General features: G+C 66.1%; 19 protein-coding genes and 1 tRNA gene. 8 read left to right on the forward strand and 12 right to left on the reverse strand.

What is annotated here, in order from left to right:
• Both egtC and egtD read left to right on the forward strand, forming a co-directional pair.
• Positions 1-747 carry an ergothioneine biosynthesis protein EgtC gene (gene egtC, locus ACFTWF_RS26345; protein ID WP_378464092.1) on the forward strand — a complete coding sequence of 249 codons (747 nt, stop codon included), beginning with the start codon at positions 1-3 and terminating at the stop codon, positions 745-747.
• On the forward strand, positions 744-1,718 hold the full coding sequence (egtD, locus tag ACFTWF_RS26350) for an L-histidine N(alpha)-methyltransferase (protein WP_378464093.1): 975 nt from the start codon (positions 744-746) through the stop codon (positions 1,716-1,718). The genes egtC and egtD overlap by 4 nt, the downstream gene beginning before the upstream one ends.
• 160 nt (positions 1,719-1,878) lie before the next feature.
• Here egtD and ACFTWF_RS26355 read toward each other — a convergent pair whose 3' ends face one another.
• The 8 genes from ACFTWF_RS26355 to ACFTWF_RS26390 all read right to left on the reverse strand — a co-directional run bounded on the left by ACFTWF_RS26355 (position 1,879) and on the right by ACFTWF_RS26390 (position 8,329).
• Positions 1,879-2,472: a TetR/AcrR family transcriptional regulator gene (locus tag ACFTWF_RS26355; protein WP_378464094.1), complete on the reverse strand. Its 594-nt coding sequence runs from the start codon at positions 2,470-2,472 to the stop codon at positions 1,879-1,881.
• Positions 2,469-3,689, reverse strand: a complete 1,221-nt coding sequence (locus ACFTWF_RS26360; protein WP_378464095.1) for a cytochrome P450 — start codon at positions 3,687-3,689, stop codon at positions 2,469-2,471. The genes ACFTWF_RS26355 and ACFTWF_RS26360 overlap by 4 nt, the downstream gene beginning before the upstream one ends.
• 52 nt (positions 3,690-3,741) lie before the next feature.
• On the reverse strand, positions 3,742-4,146 hold the full coding sequence (locus ACFTWF_RS26365) for a hypothetical protein (protein ID WP_378464096.1): 405 nt from the start codon (positions 4,144-4,146) through the stop codon (positions 3,742-3,744).
• Between the two features lie 25 nt (positions 4,147-4,171).
• Positions 4,172-4,846 (reverse strand): hypothetical protein, encoded by a 675-nt coding sequence (locus ACFTWF_RS26370; RefSeq protein ID WP_378464097.1) that lies wholly within the window; start codon positions 4,844-4,846, stop codon positions 4,172-4,174.
• 154 nt (positions 4,847-5,000) lie between these two features.
• On the reverse strand, positions 5,001-5,636 hold the full coding sequence (locus ACFTWF_RS26375) for a DUF2461 domain-containing protein (protein ID WP_378464098.1): 636 nt from the start codon (positions 5,634-5,636) through the stop codon (positions 5,001-5,003).
• 67 nt (positions 5,637-5,703) lie between these two features.
• A complete protein-coding gene (locus ACFTWF_RS26380; protein WP_005238800.1) occupies positions 5,704-6,684 on the reverse strand; it encodes a ribose-phosphate diphosphokinase in 981 nt (326 codons plus the stop codon).
• Positions 6,681-8,183 (reverse strand): bifunctional UDP-N-acetylglucosamine diphosphorylase/glucosamine-1-phosphate N-acetyltransferase GlmU, encoded by a 1,503-nt coding sequence (gene glmU, locus ACFTWF_RS26385; protein ID WP_378464099.1) that lies wholly within the window; start codon positions 8,181-8,183, stop codon positions 6,681-6,683. The genes ACFTWF_RS26380 and glmU overlap by 4 nt, the downstream gene beginning before the upstream one ends.
• A gap of 75 nt (positions 8,184-8,258) precedes the next feature.
• A tRNA-Gln gene (locus ACFTWF_RS26390) sits at positions 8,259-8,329 on the reverse strand.
• 239 nt (positions 8,330-8,568) lie between these two features.
• Here ACFTWF_RS26390 and ACFTWF_RS26395 point away from each other — a divergent pair.
• The 3 genes from ACFTWF_RS26395 (at position 8,569) to ACFTWF_RS26405 (ending at position 10,935) form a co-directional block, all read left to right on the forward strand.
• On the forward strand, positions 8,569-9,183 hold the full coding sequence (locus ACFTWF_RS26395; RefSeq protein ID WP_378464206.1) for a TetR/AcrR family transcriptional regulator: 615 nt from the start codon (positions 8,569-8,571) through the stop codon (positions 9,181-9,183).
• 112 nt (positions 9,184-9,295) lie between these two features.
• Positions 9,296-9,937 carry a ScbR family autoregulator-binding transcription factor gene (locus ACFTWF_RS26400; protein ID WP_378464100.1) on the forward strand — a complete coding sequence of 214 codons (642 nt, stop codon included), beginning with the start codon at positions 9,296-9,298 and terminating at the stop codon, positions 9,935-9,937.
• A gap of 152 nt (positions 9,938-10,089) precedes the next feature.
• Positions 10,090-10,935 (forward strand): polysaccharide lyase, encoded by an 846-nt coding sequence (locus tag ACFTWF_RS26405; RefSeq protein WP_378464101.1) that lies wholly within the window; start codon positions 10,090-10,092, stop codon positions 10,933-10,935.
• 36 nt (positions 10,936-10,971) lie between these two features.
• On the opposite strand, the gene ACFTWF_RS26410 is transcribed toward ACFTWF_RS26405, so the two are convergent.
• The 3 genes from ACFTWF_RS26410 to ACFTWF_RS26420 form a co-directional block, all read right to left on the reverse strand.
• Positions 10,972-11,622 (reverse strand): class I SAM-dependent methyltransferase, encoded by a 651-nt coding sequence (locus ACFTWF_RS26410; protein ID WP_378464102.1) that lies wholly within the window; start codon positions 11,620-11,622, stop codon positions 10,972-10,974.
• Entirely contained in the window at positions 11,619-11,846 is a 228-nt protein-coding gene (locus tag ACFTWF_RS26415) for a hypothetical protein (protein WP_378464103.1), read from the reverse strand. Before ACFTWF_RS26415 ends, ACFTWF_RS26410 begins: the two co-directional genes overlap by 4 nt.
• Before the next feature lie 368 nt (positions 11,847-12,214).
• Positions 12,215-13,585 (reverse strand): glutamate-1-semialdehyde 2,1-aminomutase, encoded by a 1,371-nt coding sequence (locus ACFTWF_RS26420; protein ID WP_378464104.1) that lies wholly within the window; start codon positions 13,583-13,585, stop codon positions 12,215-12,217.
• Between the two features lie 203 nt (positions 13,586-13,788).
• On the opposite strand from ACFTWF_RS26420, the gene ACFTWF_RS26425 reads away from it, so the two are divergent.
• Positions 13,789-15,132, forward strand: a complete 1,344-nt coding sequence (locus ACFTWF_RS26425) for a polysaccharide pyruvyl transferase family protein (protein WP_378464105.1) — start codon at positions 13,789-13,791, stop codon at positions 15,130-15,132.
• Positions 15,133-15,189: 57 nt separating this feature from the next.
• Here the strand turns inward: ACFTWF_RS26425 and ACFTWF_RS26430 are convergent, their stop codons facing one another.
• Positions 15,190-15,900, reverse strand: coding sequence for a GNAT family N-acetyltransferase (locus tag ACFTWF_RS26430; RefSeq protein WP_378464106.1), 711 nt, complete (start codon positions 15,898-15,900; stop codon positions 15,190-15,192).
• A 227-nt stretch (positions 15,901-16,127) separates the two neighbouring features.
• Between ACFTWF_RS26430 and ACFTWF_RS26435 the strand changes: the two genes are divergently transcribed.
• Both ACFTWF_RS26435 and ACFTWF_RS26440 read left to right on the forward strand, forming a co-directional pair.
• On the forward strand, positions 16,128-17,588 hold the full coding sequence (locus ACFTWF_RS26435) for a hypothetical protein (RefSeq protein ID WP_378464107.1): 1,461 nt from the start codon (positions 16,128-16,130) through the stop codon (positions 17,586-17,588).
• A gap of 10 nt (positions 17,589-17,598) precedes the next feature.
• Positions 17,599-19,122 (forward strand): O-antigen ligase family protein, encoded by a 1,524-nt coding sequence (locus ACFTWF_RS26440; RefSeq protein ID WP_378464108.1) that lies wholly within the window; start codon positions 17,599-17,601, stop codon positions 19,120-19,122.
• Positions 19,123-19,188: the final 66 nt, after the last annotated feature.

Raw genomic sequence — 19,188 nt, forward strand, 5'->3', positions numbered from 1 at the left:
ATGTGCCGACACCTGGGCTATCTGGGACCGGAACACTCAGTGGGCGACCTCGTCAGCCGCGGCGAGAACTCGCTGCTGCGCCAGTCGTACGCGCCGCGCGACATGCGGGGCGGCGGAACGATCAATGCCGACGGATTCGGGGTGGGGTGGTGGGGGCAGGACGGATTCTCCCGGTACCGCAGCGCTCAGCCGCTCTGGTCCGACCCCGTCGTGCGAGAGATGTTGCCGAACATCCGCTCCGGGGCCGTGGTGGCGGCCGCGCGATCGGCCACCGTCGGGATGCCCGTACAGCACACGGCATGTGCGCCGTTCTCCGATGAGAACTGGGCGTTCAGCCACAACGGGGTGGTACGCGGATGGCCCCAGTCCCTCGGCGCGCTGGCGGGCGATCTCGCGGTCGCCGATCTCCTGCAACTGGAGGCGCCGACCGACTCCGCCGCGCTGTGGCTGCTGCTGCGCCGCGCCCTCGGCGAGCTGGACCCGGAGAAGGCGATGATTGCACTCGTCCGTGCCGTCGATGCCGCAGCCCCGGGATCCCGCTTGAATCTGCTGTTGGGCAACGGCAGCGAACTCTGGGCCACCACCTGGCACCACTCACTGTCGGCGCTCGTCGACGACGAGCGGGCCATCGTGATGTCCGAACCCTACGACGACGACCCTGCGTGGCAGTCGATACCGGACCGACACTTCGTCAGCGCTCGCCCCGGACACCTGATCGTCACCCCGCTCGAGATGGGAGCACAATGACCACCACACCGACACTCGACGTGTACCTGCAGCCCGAGCAGTTGAAGGCCGCTCTGCGCAAGGACGCCACCGTCGGGCTCACGTCGAACCCGAAGTGGCTGCCGCCCAAATACTTCTACGACGCCCGCGGGAGCGAGTTGTTCGAGCAGATCACGGCCCTGCCCGAATACTTTCCCACGCGCACGGAACGGGAACTGCTCCGGCGATATTCGGGGGAGATCGCCGAGGTCGCGGCGCCGGAGATCCTCGTGGAACTCGGGTCCGGGTCGTCGGAGAAGACGCGGCTCCTGCTCGAGGCGGGCACCCGGCACGGAAGCCTCCACACATATGTGCCGCAGGACGTGTCGGTGTCCGCGCTCGAGGGCGCGGCGGAGCAGATCGGTGTGGAGTTCCCGAATCTCACCGTGCGCGGTGTCGTGAGCGACTTCACCGAGTCGCTGCACCACCTGCCCCGCGGCGGCCGCCGCACGATCGCTTTCCTCGGCGGCACCCTCGGCAACATGGTGCCCGCCGAGCGTGCCGAGTTCCTCTCCGGGATCGCCGACGTCCTCGAGCCGGGGGAGCACCTCCTCCTCGGCGTCGGGCTGGTCACCGATCCCGCTGTCCTCGTCCCCGCGTACGACGACGCGGCCGGGGTGACCGCGCAGTTCAACCTGAACGTGCTGCGGGTACTCAATTCACAACTGGACGCGGACTTCCCGCTGGACGAGTTCCGGCACATCGCGCTGTGGGACGCCGGCAACGAGTGGATCGAGATGCGGCTCGAGGCCGGGCGCGCGATGTCGGTGCGCCTGGGCGAATTGGATCTGGACGTCGAGTTCGCCGAAGGCGAGCAGTTGCGGACCGAGATCTCGGCGAAGTTCACCCTCGACGGCATTCGAGGGGAATTGGCGGAAGCGGGATTCGGCGTCGACCGCACCTGGAGCGATCCCGACGATCGCTTCGCGCTCGTGTGCGCCGCGCGGAGCTGACCGACTCGCCTACAGCGCCGGACAGAAGGGCAAGCATGGCAACGAGCCCCAGGCGCCTCGGCGCGTCCTCGACCACACTATCGGGCCAGGTCTTGGCTATCTCGTCCGTACCCCGAGGGTTCTGTCACCCCACCCCCGGACGAACGGGACGCTCGTTGCGTCAGATCGAACGAGCGTCCCGTTCGGCGGTATCGCGGGCGGCGAGGACGGGTGCGACGAACTGCTCGAGCATCGTGCGTTCGTCGGCGTCGTCGAGACCGGGGACGGTGAGCAGGGAGACGATGATGCGGACGAGCCACCGCGCCCCGCGGGACGACTCCTCGCCGCTGAACCCCGCCTGCCCCAGGAACGCGGTGCCGAGCGATTCGATGACGTCCGACGAATGAGCGATCTGCGCGGCCAGGCCGGAGTCGCCGAGCTGAAACCAGGCGGCCAGTGTCGGATCCGCGCGCACCAGTCGGATCGCCGTCAGCACGGCATCGACGATCACCTCTTTCGGATCGCCCGTCGCCGGCACCTGTTCCGCGACCAGCGCGCCGATGCGCCGGGCCTCGCGGTGGACGAAGGCCAGCTGCAACGACTGCCTGCTGTCGAAGTAGCGGTACAGCGTGGCGCGGGAACATCCGGCCGCGCGGGCGACCTCGGCCATCCCGACTGCGGCGATGCCGTTCTCGACGTACAGCCGCGCGGCGACGTCGAGGATCCGCTCCGCGGCGAGGCGGGGGCGTTCGTCACGCATCCAGTCGGCGTTCATGCGCCGCACGCCCGGAACGGGACGCTCGTCGGGCGGCGCACGTAGTTCCCCTCGGCGTACCGGACGGCGTCGATGTCGACGGTGAAGTCGGGGCACCGGATCAGGAGTTCTTCCAAGGCGACCCGTGCCTGCATCCGTGCGGCCGCCGCACCGAGACAGTGATGGGCTCCGTGACTGAACGTGAGGATCTGCTTCGGCCTGCGACGCACATCCAGCTCCTCGGCGTCCGGTCCGAACTGGCGGGGGTCGCGGTTCGCGGAACCGTACAGCAGGAACACCTTCCGGCCCGCGGGCACGACGGTGCCCGCGATCTCGACATCCCGGGTCGCGGTGCGTGCGAGGCCCTGCACGGGTGAGGTGAGTCGCAGCAGTTCCTCGACGGCGTCACCGATCAGCTCCGGGTGCTCGATCAGGTCCCGCCTCTGCTCCCGGTGGGTGGTGAGCAGCTGGACCGCGCCACCGAGCATCCCGGTGGTGGTGTCGTTGCCGCCGGTGACCATGGTGAACGCGAAGCCGAGGATCGAGAGGAGTCCGGGCACATCGCCGTCGGCTCCCATTCCGCTCGCGACGAGATGCGAGATGGTGTCGTCCTCCGGATCGGTGCGGCGCCGCTCGATCAGGCTGCCGAAGTAGCTCATCAGATCGGTGACGGCGCCCGTCGCCTGCAGTGTGCCGCCCTGTGCGTTCGCCGCGACGATCGCCTCGGTCCAGCCGTCGAACTGCGCCCGGTCCTCTTCCGGGACACCGAGGTAGTGGGCGACGACCATGCTCGGCAGCGGCTTGAGCAGTTCCTTCACCACGTCGCCCTCGCCCGCATCCCGCAGCCGCTCGATGCGCTCCACGACGAACGCCCGGACCGCCGGCTCGACGGCGGTGACCTGCCGCGGGGTGAACCCCTTCGACACGAGCCGCCGGAACGCGGTGTGGTCGGGCGGGTCGAGCATCACCAGCGGCGGATTGTCCTGGAGCCCGATCTTCTCCAGCTCGCCGTACGTCGTGGTGAGACCGGCGGCGGAGGAGAACGTCTCGGCGTCGCGGGCGGCGGCGTAGACGTCGGCGTGCCGGGACAGCACCCAGTAGTCGTGCTCGGGTGCGCCGTCCGGGACGACGTGATGGACGGGGTCGTGATCGCGCAGGCCGGCGTACATCTGCCACGGGGCACGCCACGACTGTCCGGAACTCGGCACGAATGAGACGCTCGACACATGTACGGTCATGTATCGATGCTGAGACACATCAGCCAAAGTGTCAATGGTGGGCGAGGGATGCTTACCCGAAGAGGGCGAACGCCACGACGGCGAGGATCAGCACGAGGACCGGTGTGAGGATGAGCAGCAGTCCCAGCAGCCCCGGGTTCTTCACCGGCCGGTGATCGATGGCGCCCCTGCTGAAACTGCTGAACGGCGACGCGTAGTACACGGGCGGTGCCGGCTGGTACCGGTTGTCGACGGTGATCTGCGCCTTGCCCTGCTCCACGATCCACGGCACGAAGATCTGGATGTGATGCACACCGGGCGGTGCCGGAATGACGTTGCGCCCCCACCGAAGCGGTACGGGAAATCCGTTGATGCGGGCGTTGGGTGTCACCAGCATCGGGCCCATCGGCGGCTTCTTCGCGTCGATGACGAGCGCGGTGGGTGAGGAGGCGGGCTGCATGAAGGGCGAGGGTATCACCCGGCCGCAGTCCGAATAGTGCGGCCTACTGGCCGGCCGCGATCCGGGCCTTCTCCAGGGCCGCGAGAGTGCGGAGCACCGTGGCGCGCTGCTTCTCGAGGTCGCTGATCCGGGCACGCGCGGCGAGGCCGGCCGGTTCGCCGATGAGGTTCATCTGAGCGTCGATGGCCGAGAGCTGATCGAGCAGGCCCGTGACCCGGGTTTCCAGGGCGGCGACGTCGACGGCGTCGGTGCGCACCGGCGCGACCGGCGGCGTGGCGGACGTACGGGACGTGCTCGGACGGCTCGAGGTGGTGGCGCTCGACGTTCCCGAATGCGCGGTGCTACGCGGCTCCGACACCACGCTCGCCGCGCGGGGGCGCAGGGCCTTGCGGACCGCCGCCGGGTCGGGGAGTTCCGCGAGCTTCATCTCGTTGAGGTCGCGGCGGGCATCGCGGGCGTTGACCCGGTGCTCACGCTCTTCGTCGTCGTCCGACTGCAACGTGCCACCGAGCGGACGCAGGCCGTACATGCCGAGGAAGCGGCGGGCCTCGTCGATGACCGATTCCTTCTCGCGGCAAGTGCCACAGCGAGGTTCGTTCCGGAACATCTCGACGGCGTTGTCGTCTCCGCACCACACGCACGCTCCCGGCGACCAACGCCGGACGTTTCGAATTGCAGCGATATCGATAGGGCCGGAGAGAGTCTGCGCGTCGATCACGACGAGCCACAGTAGGGGAATTCGGGCGTGCGGGTCACATCGCCGGAAGTACGACCTGCGGTTCTGTGGTCCAGCGTGACGAAGATCATGCCGAGGCCCCCCGAAGCGCTCCGCAAACGCTGTGTGCCACACATACTTTCCTGACCGGTAAGTTTCATTCCCCGGCGCCGATGACGGTGGTCAGCCACTCGACGAGCGGTCGCATCGAACGCCACGCGGCGCGCACTTCGTCAGCGGCGCGGGGAGTTTCGATCCAGTCGGGGGACAGGTACGCCCGGCTGGCGGTGAGCGATTTGTGACGCATCAGGTCGAGTCGCGGGTGATCCTCGGCGACGCCGCGCGGCCGGGTCTTGAGAACGTCGCCGCCGATCTCGAAACCCGCCGACCGCACCTTCTTCACGAGCTTGACGAGTTCGCGGCCCCTGCGGTCGTCGTCGACGGCGTCCCGGAAGCGGCCGACCTGGAGCGGGGTGTGCGAGTAGAAGCCGCCCGCGACGAACAGCCCGGCGGCGTCGATCTGCACGTAGTAGCCGACACCGGGGCGCGTCTCGACGAATCCGCCCTGGTGGATCTTGTAGGGCGTCTTGTCCTTCGAGAAGCGCACGTCGCGGTAGGGGCGAAACACCTTGCCCGCGCCGAACTCCGGTTCGAGTTCCGCGAGCAGTGCGGTCATGGGTGCGCGCACCGAGTCGTCGTACACGCTCTTGTGCGCGGTCCAGAAACTCTTGCTGTTGTCTGCCTCGAGGTCCTCGTAGAAGTCGAGGGCAGCGGTGGGGATCCCGGTGAACACACGGGCAAGGCTACGCCTGTGCGCCTTTCTGGTAGCTGGAGCAACCAGAAAGGCGCACGGGCGAAGCCTAGGCGTTGCCGTTGAACAGCGACGTGACCGAGCCGTTCTCGAAAACTTCCTTGATGGTGCGAGCGAGCAGCGGCGCGATGGACAGCACCGTGAGCGTCGGGAACTTCTTCGACTCGTCGATCGGCAGCGTGTTGGTGACGATGACTTCCTTGGCACCACACGCGGCGAGGCGCTCGGCCGCGGGATCGGACAGGACACCGTGCGTGGCGGCGATGATCACGTCGCCCGCGCCGGCCTCCTTGAGGATCTTCACGGCGCCGGCGATGGTTCCACCGGTGTCGATCATGTCGTCGATCAGGATGCAGGTGTGGCCTTCGACGTCACCCACGACGCGGTTGGACTTCACCTGGTTGGGCACCAGCGGATCGCGCGTCTTGTGGATGAACGCCAGCGGCGCGCCACCGAGGGTGTCGGCCCACTTCTCGGCGACCCGGACACGACCGGAGTCGGGGGAGACGACGGCGATGTTCTCGGTGCCGTAGTTGCCGCGGATGTACTCCGCGAGCTGTCCCTGGGCGTGCATGTGATCGACGGGGCCGTCGAAGAAGCCCTGGATCTGATCGGTGTGCAGGTCGACCGTGATGATGCGGTCGGCGCCCGCCGTCTTCAGGAGGTCGGCGATCAGGCGAGCCGAGATGGGCTCACGACCGCGGTGCTTCTTGTCCTGGCGGGCGTACGGGTAGAACGGCAGGATCGCGGTGATGCGCTTGGCCGATCCGCGCTTGAGCGCGTCGATCATGATCAGCTGTTCCATCACCCACGTGTTCAGCGGGGCCGGGTGGCTCTGCAGCACGAAGGCATCGGAGCCGCGGACCGATTCCTCGAAACGGACGAAGATCTCGCCGTTCGCGAAGTCACGGGCAGTCTGCGGGGTGACCCGCACGTCGAGTTCCTTCGCCACCTGCTCGGCCAGCTCCGGATGCGCGCGACCAGAAAACAGCATGAGGTTCTTCTGGTTGTCGATCCAATTCGCGGTCACTGCTCTATGCCATCCTTTAAATCTTGCTTCTCGGTTTCGTGCAGATTTGAACTGTGGTGCGGTGACGCGGCGGACGCCGCCTCGGCAGCGGGCGTACCGGGCCGATTTCGCTGCACCCAGCCGTCAATATTGCGCTGCTTCCCACCGGAGACCGCGAGTGCCCCCGGTGGTACATCGAAACGCAGCACCGTGCCGGCGCCGGTGTAAGCACCGTCACCGACCTGTACCGGAGCGACGAACATGGTGTCCGACCCGGTCCGGACGTGCGACCCCACCACCGTACGGCTCTTGGCGACGCCGTCGTAATTGACGAACACGCTCGACGCACCGATGTTGCTGTACTCGCCGATCGTGGCGTCACCCACATACGTCAGGTGAGGAACTTTGGAGTGCGCCCCGATGTCGGCGTTCTTCGTCTCGACGAAAGCGCCGAGCTTGCCGGACGCACCGAGGACGGTGCCGGGCCGCAGGTAGGAGAACGGGCCGACGGTGGCGCCGGCGCCGATGGTCGATTCCGAGCCGTGGGTCCGCACGACGCTGGCACCCTCGCCCACCGACACGTCGGTGAGGGTGGTGTCGGGGCCGATCACGGCGTCCTCGCCCACGGTGGTGGTGCCGAGCAGTTGCACGCCCGGATGGATCGTGACGTCGCAGCCGAGCGTCACACCGACGTCGATCCACGTGGTCGACGGATCGACGACGGTGACGCCTGCGCGCATCCAGTTCTCGACGGTGCGGCGGTTGAGTTCGGCGGCCAGCCGCGACAGCTGGACGCGATCGTTGGCTCCCGCGACCTTCGCCGAGTCGGACAGGTGGGCGGCGAAGACGGGAGCGCCGGCCTCCCGCGCGATCTTGATGACGTCGGTCAGATACAGCTCGCCCTGCGCGTTGTCCGCGTTGAGCTGCCCGAGCGCGGAGCGCAGGAACTCGGCGTCGAACGCGTACACCCCCGCGTTGACCTCGGTGATGGCCGCCTGCTCCTCGGTGGCGTCTGCTTCCTCCACGATTTCGGCGATCTCGCCGTCGTGGGGCAGCCGAACGATACGTCCGTAACCCCGGGGCTCGGGAGCGGTGAACGTCAGCACCGTGACCGCCGCCGGGGTCGGTTCGCTGCGATGCTCGTCGACGAGAGCGTGCAGGGTGTGGCCGTCGAGGAGCGGGACGTCGGCGGCGGTGACGAGCACGGTGCCGCGGAAATCGGCGGGCAGCGCCGACAGGCCGCATTCGACCGCGTGTCCGGTGCCGTTCTGCTCTTCCTGGACGGCGACGGCGATCGGGCGACCCAGTTCGGACTCGAGGGCGCTGACGGCGACCCCGACGCGTTCCTTGTCGTGACCGACGACGGCGACGAGGTGCGCCGGGTCGACTTCCGCGGCGGCGTGCAGCGAATGCGCGAGCATCGTGCGTCCACCCAGGGTGTGCAACACCTTGGGGGTCTTCGACCGCATCCGAGTTCCTGCACCGGCGGCGAGGACGACCACGGCGGTCTGCACTGGCATGAAGCTCCCTCTGGGTCATTCTGCTGTTGCTGTTCTCGACAGCTCCACCTGCAGGAATTCGCTCTGCAGGCTTCGCTCCGCCGCCAGGACTCGAACCTGAACTATCTGAACCAAAATCAGAGGTGCTGCCATTACACTACGGCGGATTGCCACACACACGGGGTGTCACGCCCGTTTGCGCGAGAGAATCCTCGCATGCCGACCCGCCGCCCGTCGAACCGCTTCCGAAATTCGTGTCGGCCGCCCCGATAGAGTGGGTGCTACCTGCAGTGTTTCTACGCCGCCCGCGGCGCTTCGTCGTCGCGCGTGTCAGGAAAGGATGGTGCCCCCGGTGCCCCGACCCACGGACGTGGACGCGACCCCCGAGAGGGCCGTGCGCACCCGGATGACCGGCACCCAGCGCCGGGAGCAGTTGATCGAGATCGGTCGAGCCCTGTTCGCCGAGCGGGGCTACGAGGCGACGTCGATCGAGGAGATCGCCCAGCGGGCGCACGTGTCCAAGCCCGTCGTCTACGAGCACTTCGGCGGCAAGGAAGGCCTCTATGCCGTGGTCGTGGATCGGGAGATGTCGCGGCTGCTGGAGATGGTGACGTCCTCGCTGAAGCAGAATCGGTCCCGGATCCGGGTCGAGCGGGTGGCGCTGGCGTTGCTGACGTACGTCGAGGAGCACACCGACGGATTCCGCATCCTCGTCCGCGACTCTCCGGTGGCGGCGCCGGACGGCACGTATTCGAGCCTGCTCAACGAGGCCATCGGTCAGGTGGGGCACATCCTCGCCGGCGACTTCGCGCGGCGCGGGTTCAATCCGGATCTGGCGTTGCTCTACGCGCAGGCGCTGGTCGGGATGGTGTCCACCACCGCGACGTGGTGGCTCGACGAGCGGACGCCGCCGAAGGAGGTCGTTGCCGCGCACCTCGTCAACCTGTGCTGGAACGGGTTGACCAATCTCGAGGCGGATCCCCAGCTGGGTACCGATCGGTCGCATTCCGCCCCTCGGTGAACATGTTCTCGTTTTCCGACTCGCGGTTCAACATCCGGAGGGCGGACCCTGTCAAGTGCTAGGGTTCGCTGGAGTTTGCGCCCCGTCGGGGGGGTTGTTCGGGAGGCAGTCGATGGCGAGACAGGTTCGAGCAGAGGTAACTCGGGCTTCGGTCCTCATGGCGGCGGCCGACGTGTTCTTACGACTGGGCTATGCGAACGCGGGTCTCAACGAGATCATCGAGCAGTCCGGAGTGACCAAAGGCGCGTTGTACTTCCATTTCAGTTCCAAGGAAGACCTGGCTCGCGGCGTGATCGACGAGGGCCAGATCCGGCTCACTGCGGGAATGACGTCCGTCAGCGACGGGCCGACGCCGGCCCTGGAAGCGCTCGTCGCGCTGTCCTATGTCGCGATCGAAGCGGCAAGTGCGGATCCGATCGTCGCCGCGATGCTGCGGCTCCAGCACGAGATCGGTGACTACCAGGGAACGCACGGCAACGTGGTGTCCTCGTGGCAGCAGGGTTTCGAGCGGCTGGTGGCGAGAGCCGTCGAAGAGGGCGACATTCTCGCGGAGGACGACGTCTCCACCGAAACGCTGTCCGCCTTCCTGCTGGGGTCGTTGCTGGGGGCGCATGTCGTCGCGACCGCGACGGGTGCCTTCGACGACCTTCCACGACGCATGGAACGGGTCTGGTACTTCATCCTTCCCGGTCTGGTCGAGCCGTCGAAGCTGGTCTACTTCCGGCAGTTCGCGTCGCGGCGTCTGCTGCGCTGAGTGCCTAACCAGCGCTGGAACCGGCTCGTGAGCCCCTAGCTTCTGGGGGTCAGGCTGGGTAGTCTCGATCGAAGTGACATTGCTCTCTTGTCTGTGTCGGGGGCCAAGAGAAGGCTGTGGAGGCAGCGCTCACCCATATCGATGGAGCCACCATGTTCCACTTACATCCCGCGCTTCGTTCACTCGCGGCCGCTGCGGCCGTCGTCATCTCCGCCACGGTCACACCGCTCGCGGTGACGCCAGAGGCAGGCGCGGTGCCGATCATCCCCGCGGCGGCGCGGCTCTTCACGGGCGACTACAGCAGCGGGGATTTCTCCCAATGGCCGTCGGTGCAGACCAAGGATTACAACGGCCCGGGAACGGGTTACGTTCCCAGTTATTCGGCGAGCATCGTCCCGGACCCGACCTACGGCAGGTCGGCCCGTTTCGAGGTTCGGAGTGGTGACGTCCCGTCGTTCGGGGGCGGTGAGCGTTCCGAAGTGGCGGCCGGGAACGACACCGGCGGCTTCGAGGGCCAGACACGCTGGTATCGGTTCTCCACCAAATTCGACCCGGCGTTTCCTCAGAACCACGCCACCCTGGGCTGGGGGCTGACGAACCAGTGGCACCAGGACGTCGGCGTCGGAAGTCCTCCGGTCGCATGGTCGGTGGGCCAGCGGGACGGATACTGGTCGTTGGTCGTCCAGAAGCAGTCCGTGCCCGGCGCCTATCTGGAAACACTCACCCTCTTCGAGACGCCCCTGGACGTGGGGCGGTGGCATGACGTGACGATGCAGATCAACTGGTCGGCATCGGACGCCACCGGCTGGATCAAGCTGTGGCTCAACGGCGTACCGCAGACGTTCACCACCGGCTCCGACACCTACTTCGTGCGCACCCTGATTCCCGGCACGAGCACCGTCTACTACAAAGAGGGCTACTACCGGGAACCTATGCAACCCACTGGAGTCGTGTTCCACACCGGCTTCCGGTGCGCCACGGACGAGGCGGCGCTGTAGGAGGTGCCCCAGAATTCGAGGTCAGCGGGGTGCGCGTTACTTACGCTCGGCAATCAAGATGACTTCACGCACCGACAGGGGGCCGGCGATCTTCGTGCGAACTGATAGCGGAGCCGCCTGCAGCAGACGCTCGATGGCTGCCTTGATCGCGACCGGCACGTAAGCATGACGCTTTGCCCTGCCGAGGTGTATCAATATCCGACTCGGCACGGCACGGCTGCGCACGCGCCGGAAGCCGGCATCGCGAAGCATGGCACCCATCTCCCCGTTGGTGTACTCCCGAAGGTGGAAGCCCGTGGCCACAGGAGTGAAGCCGCGCGAAATGTCCCATGGACCGGTCAGCCGGCTGGGTGTTTCGATGAGAAAGCGCGCTCCGGGTCGCAGAATCTTCCGAACCGCGGCCAGGTGCCCGGGGACATCGTCGGGGTGCAGATGCTCCATGACCTGACGGCTCACCACGAAATCGGCCGAGGACGGCGGTAGCGGGGGGCTCAGTACGCTACCGACCATGAACCGTGCGTTGGCCGGGCGCTCTTGGTTCGCCAGTTGCACCATCGCGTCCGAGGCGTCGATGCCGATGCATTCGCATACGGCCGGCGCGAATCGCCGAATCAGCCCCCTCGTCCGCAGCCGACGTCGACCAGCGTGTCGGTCGGCCTGGTCAGTGCCCCGTACTGTTGGAATCATCCTTCTTCGAACGCTTCTTCGGAGGCGGCGACCGTGACGTGCGCTCGATGCCACGGAACCTCGTCGAACAGGCGGTTGTGCACGTCGCGAGTACGGCCTCGCGCGTGTCGGGGGGTGCTGGCCAACAGTTCCTCACGCAGTTCCCGCTCGATGTTCCAGTGCACTCTGGCTCGGTCTTCCGGCGGTGGCCAGTGGTTCGAGGACTCGCCCGGTGGTTGAGACATGTCGATCGAGACCTTCTGCAAACTGATGTGCGGGTTCCCCGGCCGAGACCTCTGACCACGAAGAATCAGTCGAGGACGGAGATCGGCCCACGATCTTCAGTGTAGACATCCGTACAGCCCGCACCGAGGTGAACGGGTCGACACACCGACAATGAACCTCGGCCGTCCTTTTCGGGGCTCGCTGGTCGTGGACGAGGAGAGGACTCGCAATTCTGGCTTTGCAGAACCCTTTTCAGGGTCTCGACGTGTCTCCCTCGGGTGGGGACGCCGATACGGCTCGGCCACTCCGGTATCACCGGACGCTCGGACGAATTTTGTGGTTGCCATCAGATTTCTTCGTCGGCGAAAGCGATTCTGCTGCTGACGAACTAGTGGGATGTGCCGATCCTGCGGGGTGCGGCGTACCGGCGGAGGGCGGGTGCGACCGGCCGGCCGCGCAGGAATCCCGCCACACTCCCGGATTCGATCGCCTTGCTGTAGATCTGCAATGCGCCTCGCGTTGCCTCGATGGTGTGGATGATGTCCGTTCGGGTGTGCGCTGCGGATGTGACGAACGATTGGCCGAGCACTCCGCCCGACAGCAGTTCCTGGAGGAAGAGCGTGCGGAACTCCTGCGATGGTTGACGTTCGGGGTCTCGGGTGACGAAGACGAGGCAGGACGGTCGGCCGATCACTTGGACGTAGTCTGCGATGCCCAGCTCTGCCGCGGCCGTGTTGACACCGTCGGCCAAACGCTGTCCCGACCGCATCATGTGCGAGATTGGGTCCTCGGTGGCGTAGGCGCGAACGACCGCTCGGAAAGCTGCCAGTCCACCGCGCTCCGGCCCGTGCGTGGTCGACAGGAGGAACACCCGCTCGCTGTCCGTGTTCAGGCCCCCCAAGTCCATGAACTCACGTTTGCCGGCAAGGGCTGATATCGGAAAGCCGTTGCCCATGGCCTTTCCCCAACACGACAGATCGGGTTCGATCGAGTAGAGCGACTGTGCGCCGCCGGCTGCCCATCGGAATCCGGTGATCATCTCGTCGAAGATCAACAGTGCGCCGTGCCGGTCACAGAGGGCGCGGACACCCTGGAGGAAGCCCGGGTCCGGCTCCGCCGTCGCAGTGGCGGCTTCGAGGATGACACAAGCGATCTGACCGGGGTTCCCGTCGAAGAGCGCCGTGAGCGAAGCGAGATCGTTGAACGCGAAACCGGCGGACTTGGCGGCGACGTCGGTGGGGACACCGTTGTTCATCGCTGTGGTACCGATGAACCAGTCGTCGATCGAGAAGAAGGGTTGATTGCAGATGGCCACCATCTCCCGACCCGTTACCGCTCGTGCGAGGCGGACGGCGGCGGTGGTGACGTCCGAACCGTTCTTGGCGAACTTCACCATGTCTGCGGCGGGAACCAGTTCGAGGAAGTCTTCCGCGGCGTGCAGTTCGAGTTCCGTCGGCCTGCTGAAGTTGGTCCCGTCGGCGATCGCTGCGGATACGGCTTCGGTGACAGGACGGTAGCCGTGCCCCAACGTCACCGATCGCAGACCCATGCCGTACTCGATGAAGCTGTTTCCGTCGGCGTCCCATACACGCGCGCCTGAACCGCGGACGAGGACGGGGGCCATGAAGTCCGGATACTGGTCGGGACCGCGCGCGTAGGTGTGCGCGCCGCCCGGGACCAATCTGTTGAGCCGGGACTGCAGCTCGTTGGAGCGCGTGAACGATCGGCGGGCCGAGCCGTCATCGGGTGCATTCGACATAGCCGAACTCCGGGGTGTGGAGGGGTGCAGCGTCTTCAAGTCTGCGGTACTGTCGACACGAGTCTCTCCCCGTCGGGATGTACTCGCAAGCGGCGTCGATCGGAATCCATTCCCCGGCTGCAGCTGACGCGACTGTTGTCGGCCCCGCGTTCTCGCGCGAGACTGTAGCCGTACACGATCTCTCCGGACTCTCGAGGACAGCAATGGCGAACTATGAGGCCGATATGACTGGCATCGACAGTTCGACTGTGCGTGTGCTGATCGAGAACGGGGAGTACTGGCTCACCAATCGAGGCGATCTCGCCATCCTCGACGTCACCGTCAGGAGACTGAGCGAACGATGGCCCGGTGCCCGGCTCGGCGTCCTGACCTACGCGCCGTCCCTGTTGCGTGCGTACGCTCCGGCTGCCGAGCCCGTCACCTATCGCCGTGGGAGCAGATGGTCGCGATCCGGACCCTGGTGGCAGGTACCTGCGTATGCGGGACCCCAGCTGGTCGGCCCGGTATCGGAGGGCTGGTGGGCTGCCTCTGATCGTCCGCGGCGATACGCGCGCAGGGTTCGTGACTCCCTTCGTAGCTCGGTCCCGGTGCCTGACGAAACCGGGCGCATTCCGCGCATTCCGATGGCCGTCCGCGATGCCTCACTCGTGCTCGCCATGGGTGGGGGCTACATGACCGACGTGGATCCCTACCAAGCCCACCGGACCCTCGACCTGCTCGAGCGCGCGGCTGACCTGCAGATACCGACCGCGATGTGTGGTCAGGGCATCGGGCCGATCACGGGTGATCACATACTTGCGCATGCCGCACGGGTCTTGCCGAAGGTCGACCTCATCGCGGTCCGGGAGGGAGTGCGCGGTCCGGCGCTCTTACGGTCGCTCGGTGTGTCCGCCGAAAGGATCGTGGTCACCGGCGACGACGCGGTGGAACTGGCTTACGACATGCAATCCGATTCGATCGGGTCAGACATCGGGGTATGCCTTCGCGTTGCCGGATATTCCCCGGTCACGGGCAGGGCGCAAGATGTAGTCGGCCGCGTGGTCAGGGGGTTCGCCGGTACGGTCGACGCTGGTCTCGTCCCGCTGATCGTCTCGGAATACGAGGCCGAGGATCGTCGCTCGACGATGCCGCTGGTCGACGGGTTCCCGGTCGTGAGACCCACGTTGGGTCGCTTCGCCACTGCCCGAGACCTCGTGTCGGAAGTGGCTCGGTGTCGTGTCCTCGTCACCGGCGCTTACCACGTTGCGGTTTTCGCTCTCGCCCAAGGAATTCCGGTTGTGGGACTGTCTACTTCGCGCTATTACGACGACAAGCTCGGTGGTCTGAGCGGGATGTTCCCCGGCGGCGTCGAGTTGGTACAGCTCGCCGAGGACGGGCTCGACGAACGACTCACGCGTGCGATCACCCGTATGTGGCGGGCCGCTCCGGATCTGCGTCCCGAGCTGCGTGCGGAGGCACGCGCGCAGGTGTGCGCGAGTAGGGGGGCGTTCGAGCGCGTGTTCACCCTCCTGGAGTCGGAACAACCGCACCGGACAACGGAACGGTAACGCGCCGTTCGTGTTCCGGTCGAATCGCGCGCTACCGAATGCGGTGGTCGGGGTGCGTCAACGTTGGATGTCGTCGGATTGTGGTTCCCTCATGGTCGAGGTGAGCGCCCACATATCCGACGTGATTGCCCACATGTCGTGATCTCTTCGGTGGCCGCCGACGTCGAGGAAGGCGGCGATCGTGCCCTCGCGCTTCATGCCCATGCCCTGAGCCCGCTTCGCGGCCGGAGCGTTGTCCACACAGATGGGCGCGGTCACTCGGCGCAGTCCCAAGGTATCGATCGCGTAGTCCGCGAGTAGCACGCCCACGACTGAGCAAACGCCTCTGCCGGTCACCTGTGCGTCGAGCCAGATGCCCAACTCCGCGGTCTTGGTGCGCACGTCGATGCGCTCGAGATTGCATTGCCCCGCGAATCGCCCATCGACCTCGACTACCAGTGGCAGCGTGAGTCCGGCGCGGGCGTCTTTACGTGACTGCAGGCATTCATCCACCCACATCGTCTCGGTGTGGCGCTCGGGCCAGCTCAGTGTGGAACTGACCCAGTACGGTTCGATCAGGCGCTGATCCCGCAGCCGAATTTCCCGCCAGGCGGTTGCGTCGGACAGCAGCGGGGACCGGAGCGCTACTTGGTGCCCGGCGACGCCTATGGGGCCGAGGCGCAAGGCCGGAGTGCGGCGTGGAACACGAATCCGGCGAAGCGGCCGCAGGTGGAACCTGACGGCCGCGACGACTGCAACTCTTGTTCTCGGAAGATCCAACGATCTCACCTCTGGCCGTCGATGCTACTCGGCTCTATGCGCCTGAACGCCAAATATGGAAAGTCCGTCAAAACCATACCGCAAGTCCTCATTGATGTTGTAAATTAATCTCCAGGTCGGGAATCGCAAAGTCGACACTTTGGATCGGCACCCTGGGTTGGACGATTGTGTGCCGAGTCGGCCGACATCGCAGCGGGGATGCGCGATTCTCCGCAACCCGTTGGTGGGAGGGACACGTGACCAGCACATTGAACGTTCAGATCGAGCGTATTTGGCGCCGTCGTGTGTTGGTTCTCCTCATCACGGCGTTAGCAGTCCTCGGCGCGGTCGCAGCGGTGAAGGAAGCCGGGACCAGCTATACGGGCAGGGCGGCGCTGATCGTCTCCTCGCCGGGCCGGGCTCCCGAGCAGGACGCAATCCTCGTGGTGGGGTACGTCGACTATTTCAACAACGAGCCCTATCAGGAGAGTATCCGGGCGCGAGCAGGTGTTCCCGACGACGTAGCCTTCGCGGCCAGCATGGCCGCCGCGAGTCCGATCCTCTACATCGACGCCACGGCGAACGACCCGGAGACCGCGGCATCCGCGGCAACCTTGATGGCCGGGGCTTTCCGCGACGACGTCAACGCCGTCAGGTTTGCCGGCAGGGCGAGCACCCTCGACGAGCTCAGGCAACAGCTGGACCAGCTGCGTTCGTCCCCTCAGGCGGACCCCGTCGCAATGGCACAACTCCAGGACCGGATCACTGCGATCGAACTGGACACGACAAACGAGCTGCAAGACCAGCAGCTCTCCGCAGGCGTCGCCGAGGAGAGTCCATCTCTGATGCGGAACGCAGTGCTCGGGCTGTTCGGTGGACTCATACTCGGGTGCGTTGCGGCTCTTGCGCTGGATGCGGTGTCGAAGCGCCTCACGACCGCCGACGACGTGCGTGGCAAGGTTGGTGTGGAGACCTTGGTCGAGGTACCGCGCGGCGGGAAACCGCGCGCGGAGCATCGTCGCGAGGAACAATTCCGACGGTTGGCAAACATTGTCGGTTTGGCCGATCTTCCCCGTCCGGCAACGCTTGTGGTGACCGCGCCGCGACGGACGGAAGGTGTTGCACAGGTGATGCGGGCAATCGCTGAGCACAGGGCGATTCAGGGTGAACGCTGCCTGATCTTGCGGGCGGATCTGCGCAGCTCCGAGCGCATGACGAATGTCGATGGATCTCCTGGCGTCGCCGATTTTCTCGCCGCCGTCAGGCGACCCGGGATCGCTGGGTACATCCTGGTGTCGGCACCAGGCGCTGTACCGGAAATGCCGACCGGGACAGAGCACGGTGATCCCTACACATTGTTCACTCGTGAGCGGTTCGGCGATCTTCTCCACCACGCGCACAATGTCGCAGACGTGGTTGTCGTCGAGGCTCCGCCGATCACGGAAGCTGCTGAGGCGCAGGTGATGTGCGCGGCGGCAGATGCGGTAGTGCTCGTCGTCGAGCGGGGCACCACGCGCGTCCCCGAAACGGTGGAGGCGTGCCGGCTGCTCGGACAGGTGGAATCGAGATTGCTCGGCGCCGTCATCATCGATCCTCGATGCGCGCCACGCAGTGTGCCGGCCCCGCCACCGGCGGAGTCGGCCGACTCCGACGACTTGGATACGGTCGACCTGGTCGAGGTCCGCGAGTCCGCTTCGGATCAGACCGCGCATCCGTGACCTGACGACGATGAGCAGGACTCCGCACCTCGCCGACCCCACCAGCGTTTCGTCCACGGGTGGATCGGTCTCACGATGGATGCCGGGCGTTGCGTTTCCCGTCGCCGTGCTCGTCGTGTTTGCGGCCGTGGTAAAGGTACCGACTCACTTCGGTGTGCTTCTCTTACTCGGCGCCGTCGGCAGTGCTCTCGTCTTCGCCGGGCTGCGTGATCCGGTGGTCGCGGTGCTTCTGCTGCTGGTCACCACATTTCTCCGGGTGGCTACACCCAGCATCCTGCCGGTGGATCCCTTCGTCCTGGCGTATCTCGGGGTGGTGGGCGCCTGGGCGATCTGGATTGCCCGGGGGGCCGACCGCACTCCGCGTCTGGGCGCCATCGAGTGTGCAATGGTTCTCTACGTCACGTGGAACGTGATGTCGATGTTCTCCTCGCACCCCTACGGCTCCGTGATCCCGCTCTCCGGCGCAGAACTCTCCGTGCCGCGATTCGTGCTGACCGGCGCTATCATTCCGTTCACGGTATTCGTCGTGGGGCGGGCCACGTTCGACCGGGTGTCCGCAGTCCGGCTACTTCTGTGGACGATTCTGACGCTCGGGGCCTACTCGGCGGCGGTGAGCATCCTGCAATTTCACGGTCCGACTGCACTCGTGTGGCCCCGCTACATCGTCGCGTCGCCCAGCTGGGTGGGGCGAGCAGTCGGCATCTTCGACCAGCCCGTGGTCAACGGCGTGGTGTTGATCCTCGCTTTCATCGTCGCACTCCTCCTGGCCGCAACACGCAGCGAACCCCGGTGGAGCAGAATTCTGGCCACCGCTATCGCGGTAGCGTCCGCGTACGGCGTCTATCTGACGCACACGCGAGTCGTCTGGCTGGCATTCGCTGTCGTGGTGTTGATCGGAGCGGTGTCTGCCAAGGGATTTCGAACGGGATTCGTCACGACAGGCGGGGTCGCCGCGGCCGCCGTGACCGTCAAATGGTCGGCCTTCACGAGTAGCGATCGTTCCGCGGGTGGCGTCGGCTCGCCCGACGAACTGCAGGATCGGCTCAATACCGCGAAGACGGCGATCTGGGCGATCCAGGAGAAACCGTTGGCAGGATGGGGGATCGGGCGATTCACCGCGATGAATACGTACCATCACCAGCAGTGGGCGCCCGATGTGCCGTGGATTCGCGGGTTCGGAATCGCGTCCCACTTCAACGAGCTCGGCATCGCGGCCGAACTGGGTCTGATCGGGTTGACGTTGTGGCTCGCCGTGCTTCTTCTCCTGGCCTGTGGTCTCTTCCACGCATACCGGGTGCTGCCGGCCGACGGCCTGTGCGGAAGGCGTCTGGCGCTTGTGGCGATCATGGCCTTCATCGTGCTCATAATCTCCGGTCTCACGGTGGATCTGCGGTTCTTCGACTTTCCGAACGCGGTCGTGATGCTGCTCGTCGGAATCACGATCGGATGGGCCGATCGATCCCCTGAGAACCTCGTGACATCGGATGCGCATGGACTCGGGTCCGTATCGATACCAGCACAGGTACGCACATGAACCGGCAGCGGGCCCTGTGGGCATCGACCAGCACATCCACCCGGGGCGGGGTAGCGAGCTTCGTCC

It is taken from the genome of Rhodococcus sp. NPDC056960 (assembly GCF_042674125.1).
Classification (GTDB): Bacteria; Actinomycetota; Actinomycetes; order Mycobacteriales; family Mycobacteriaceae; genus Rhodococcus_F.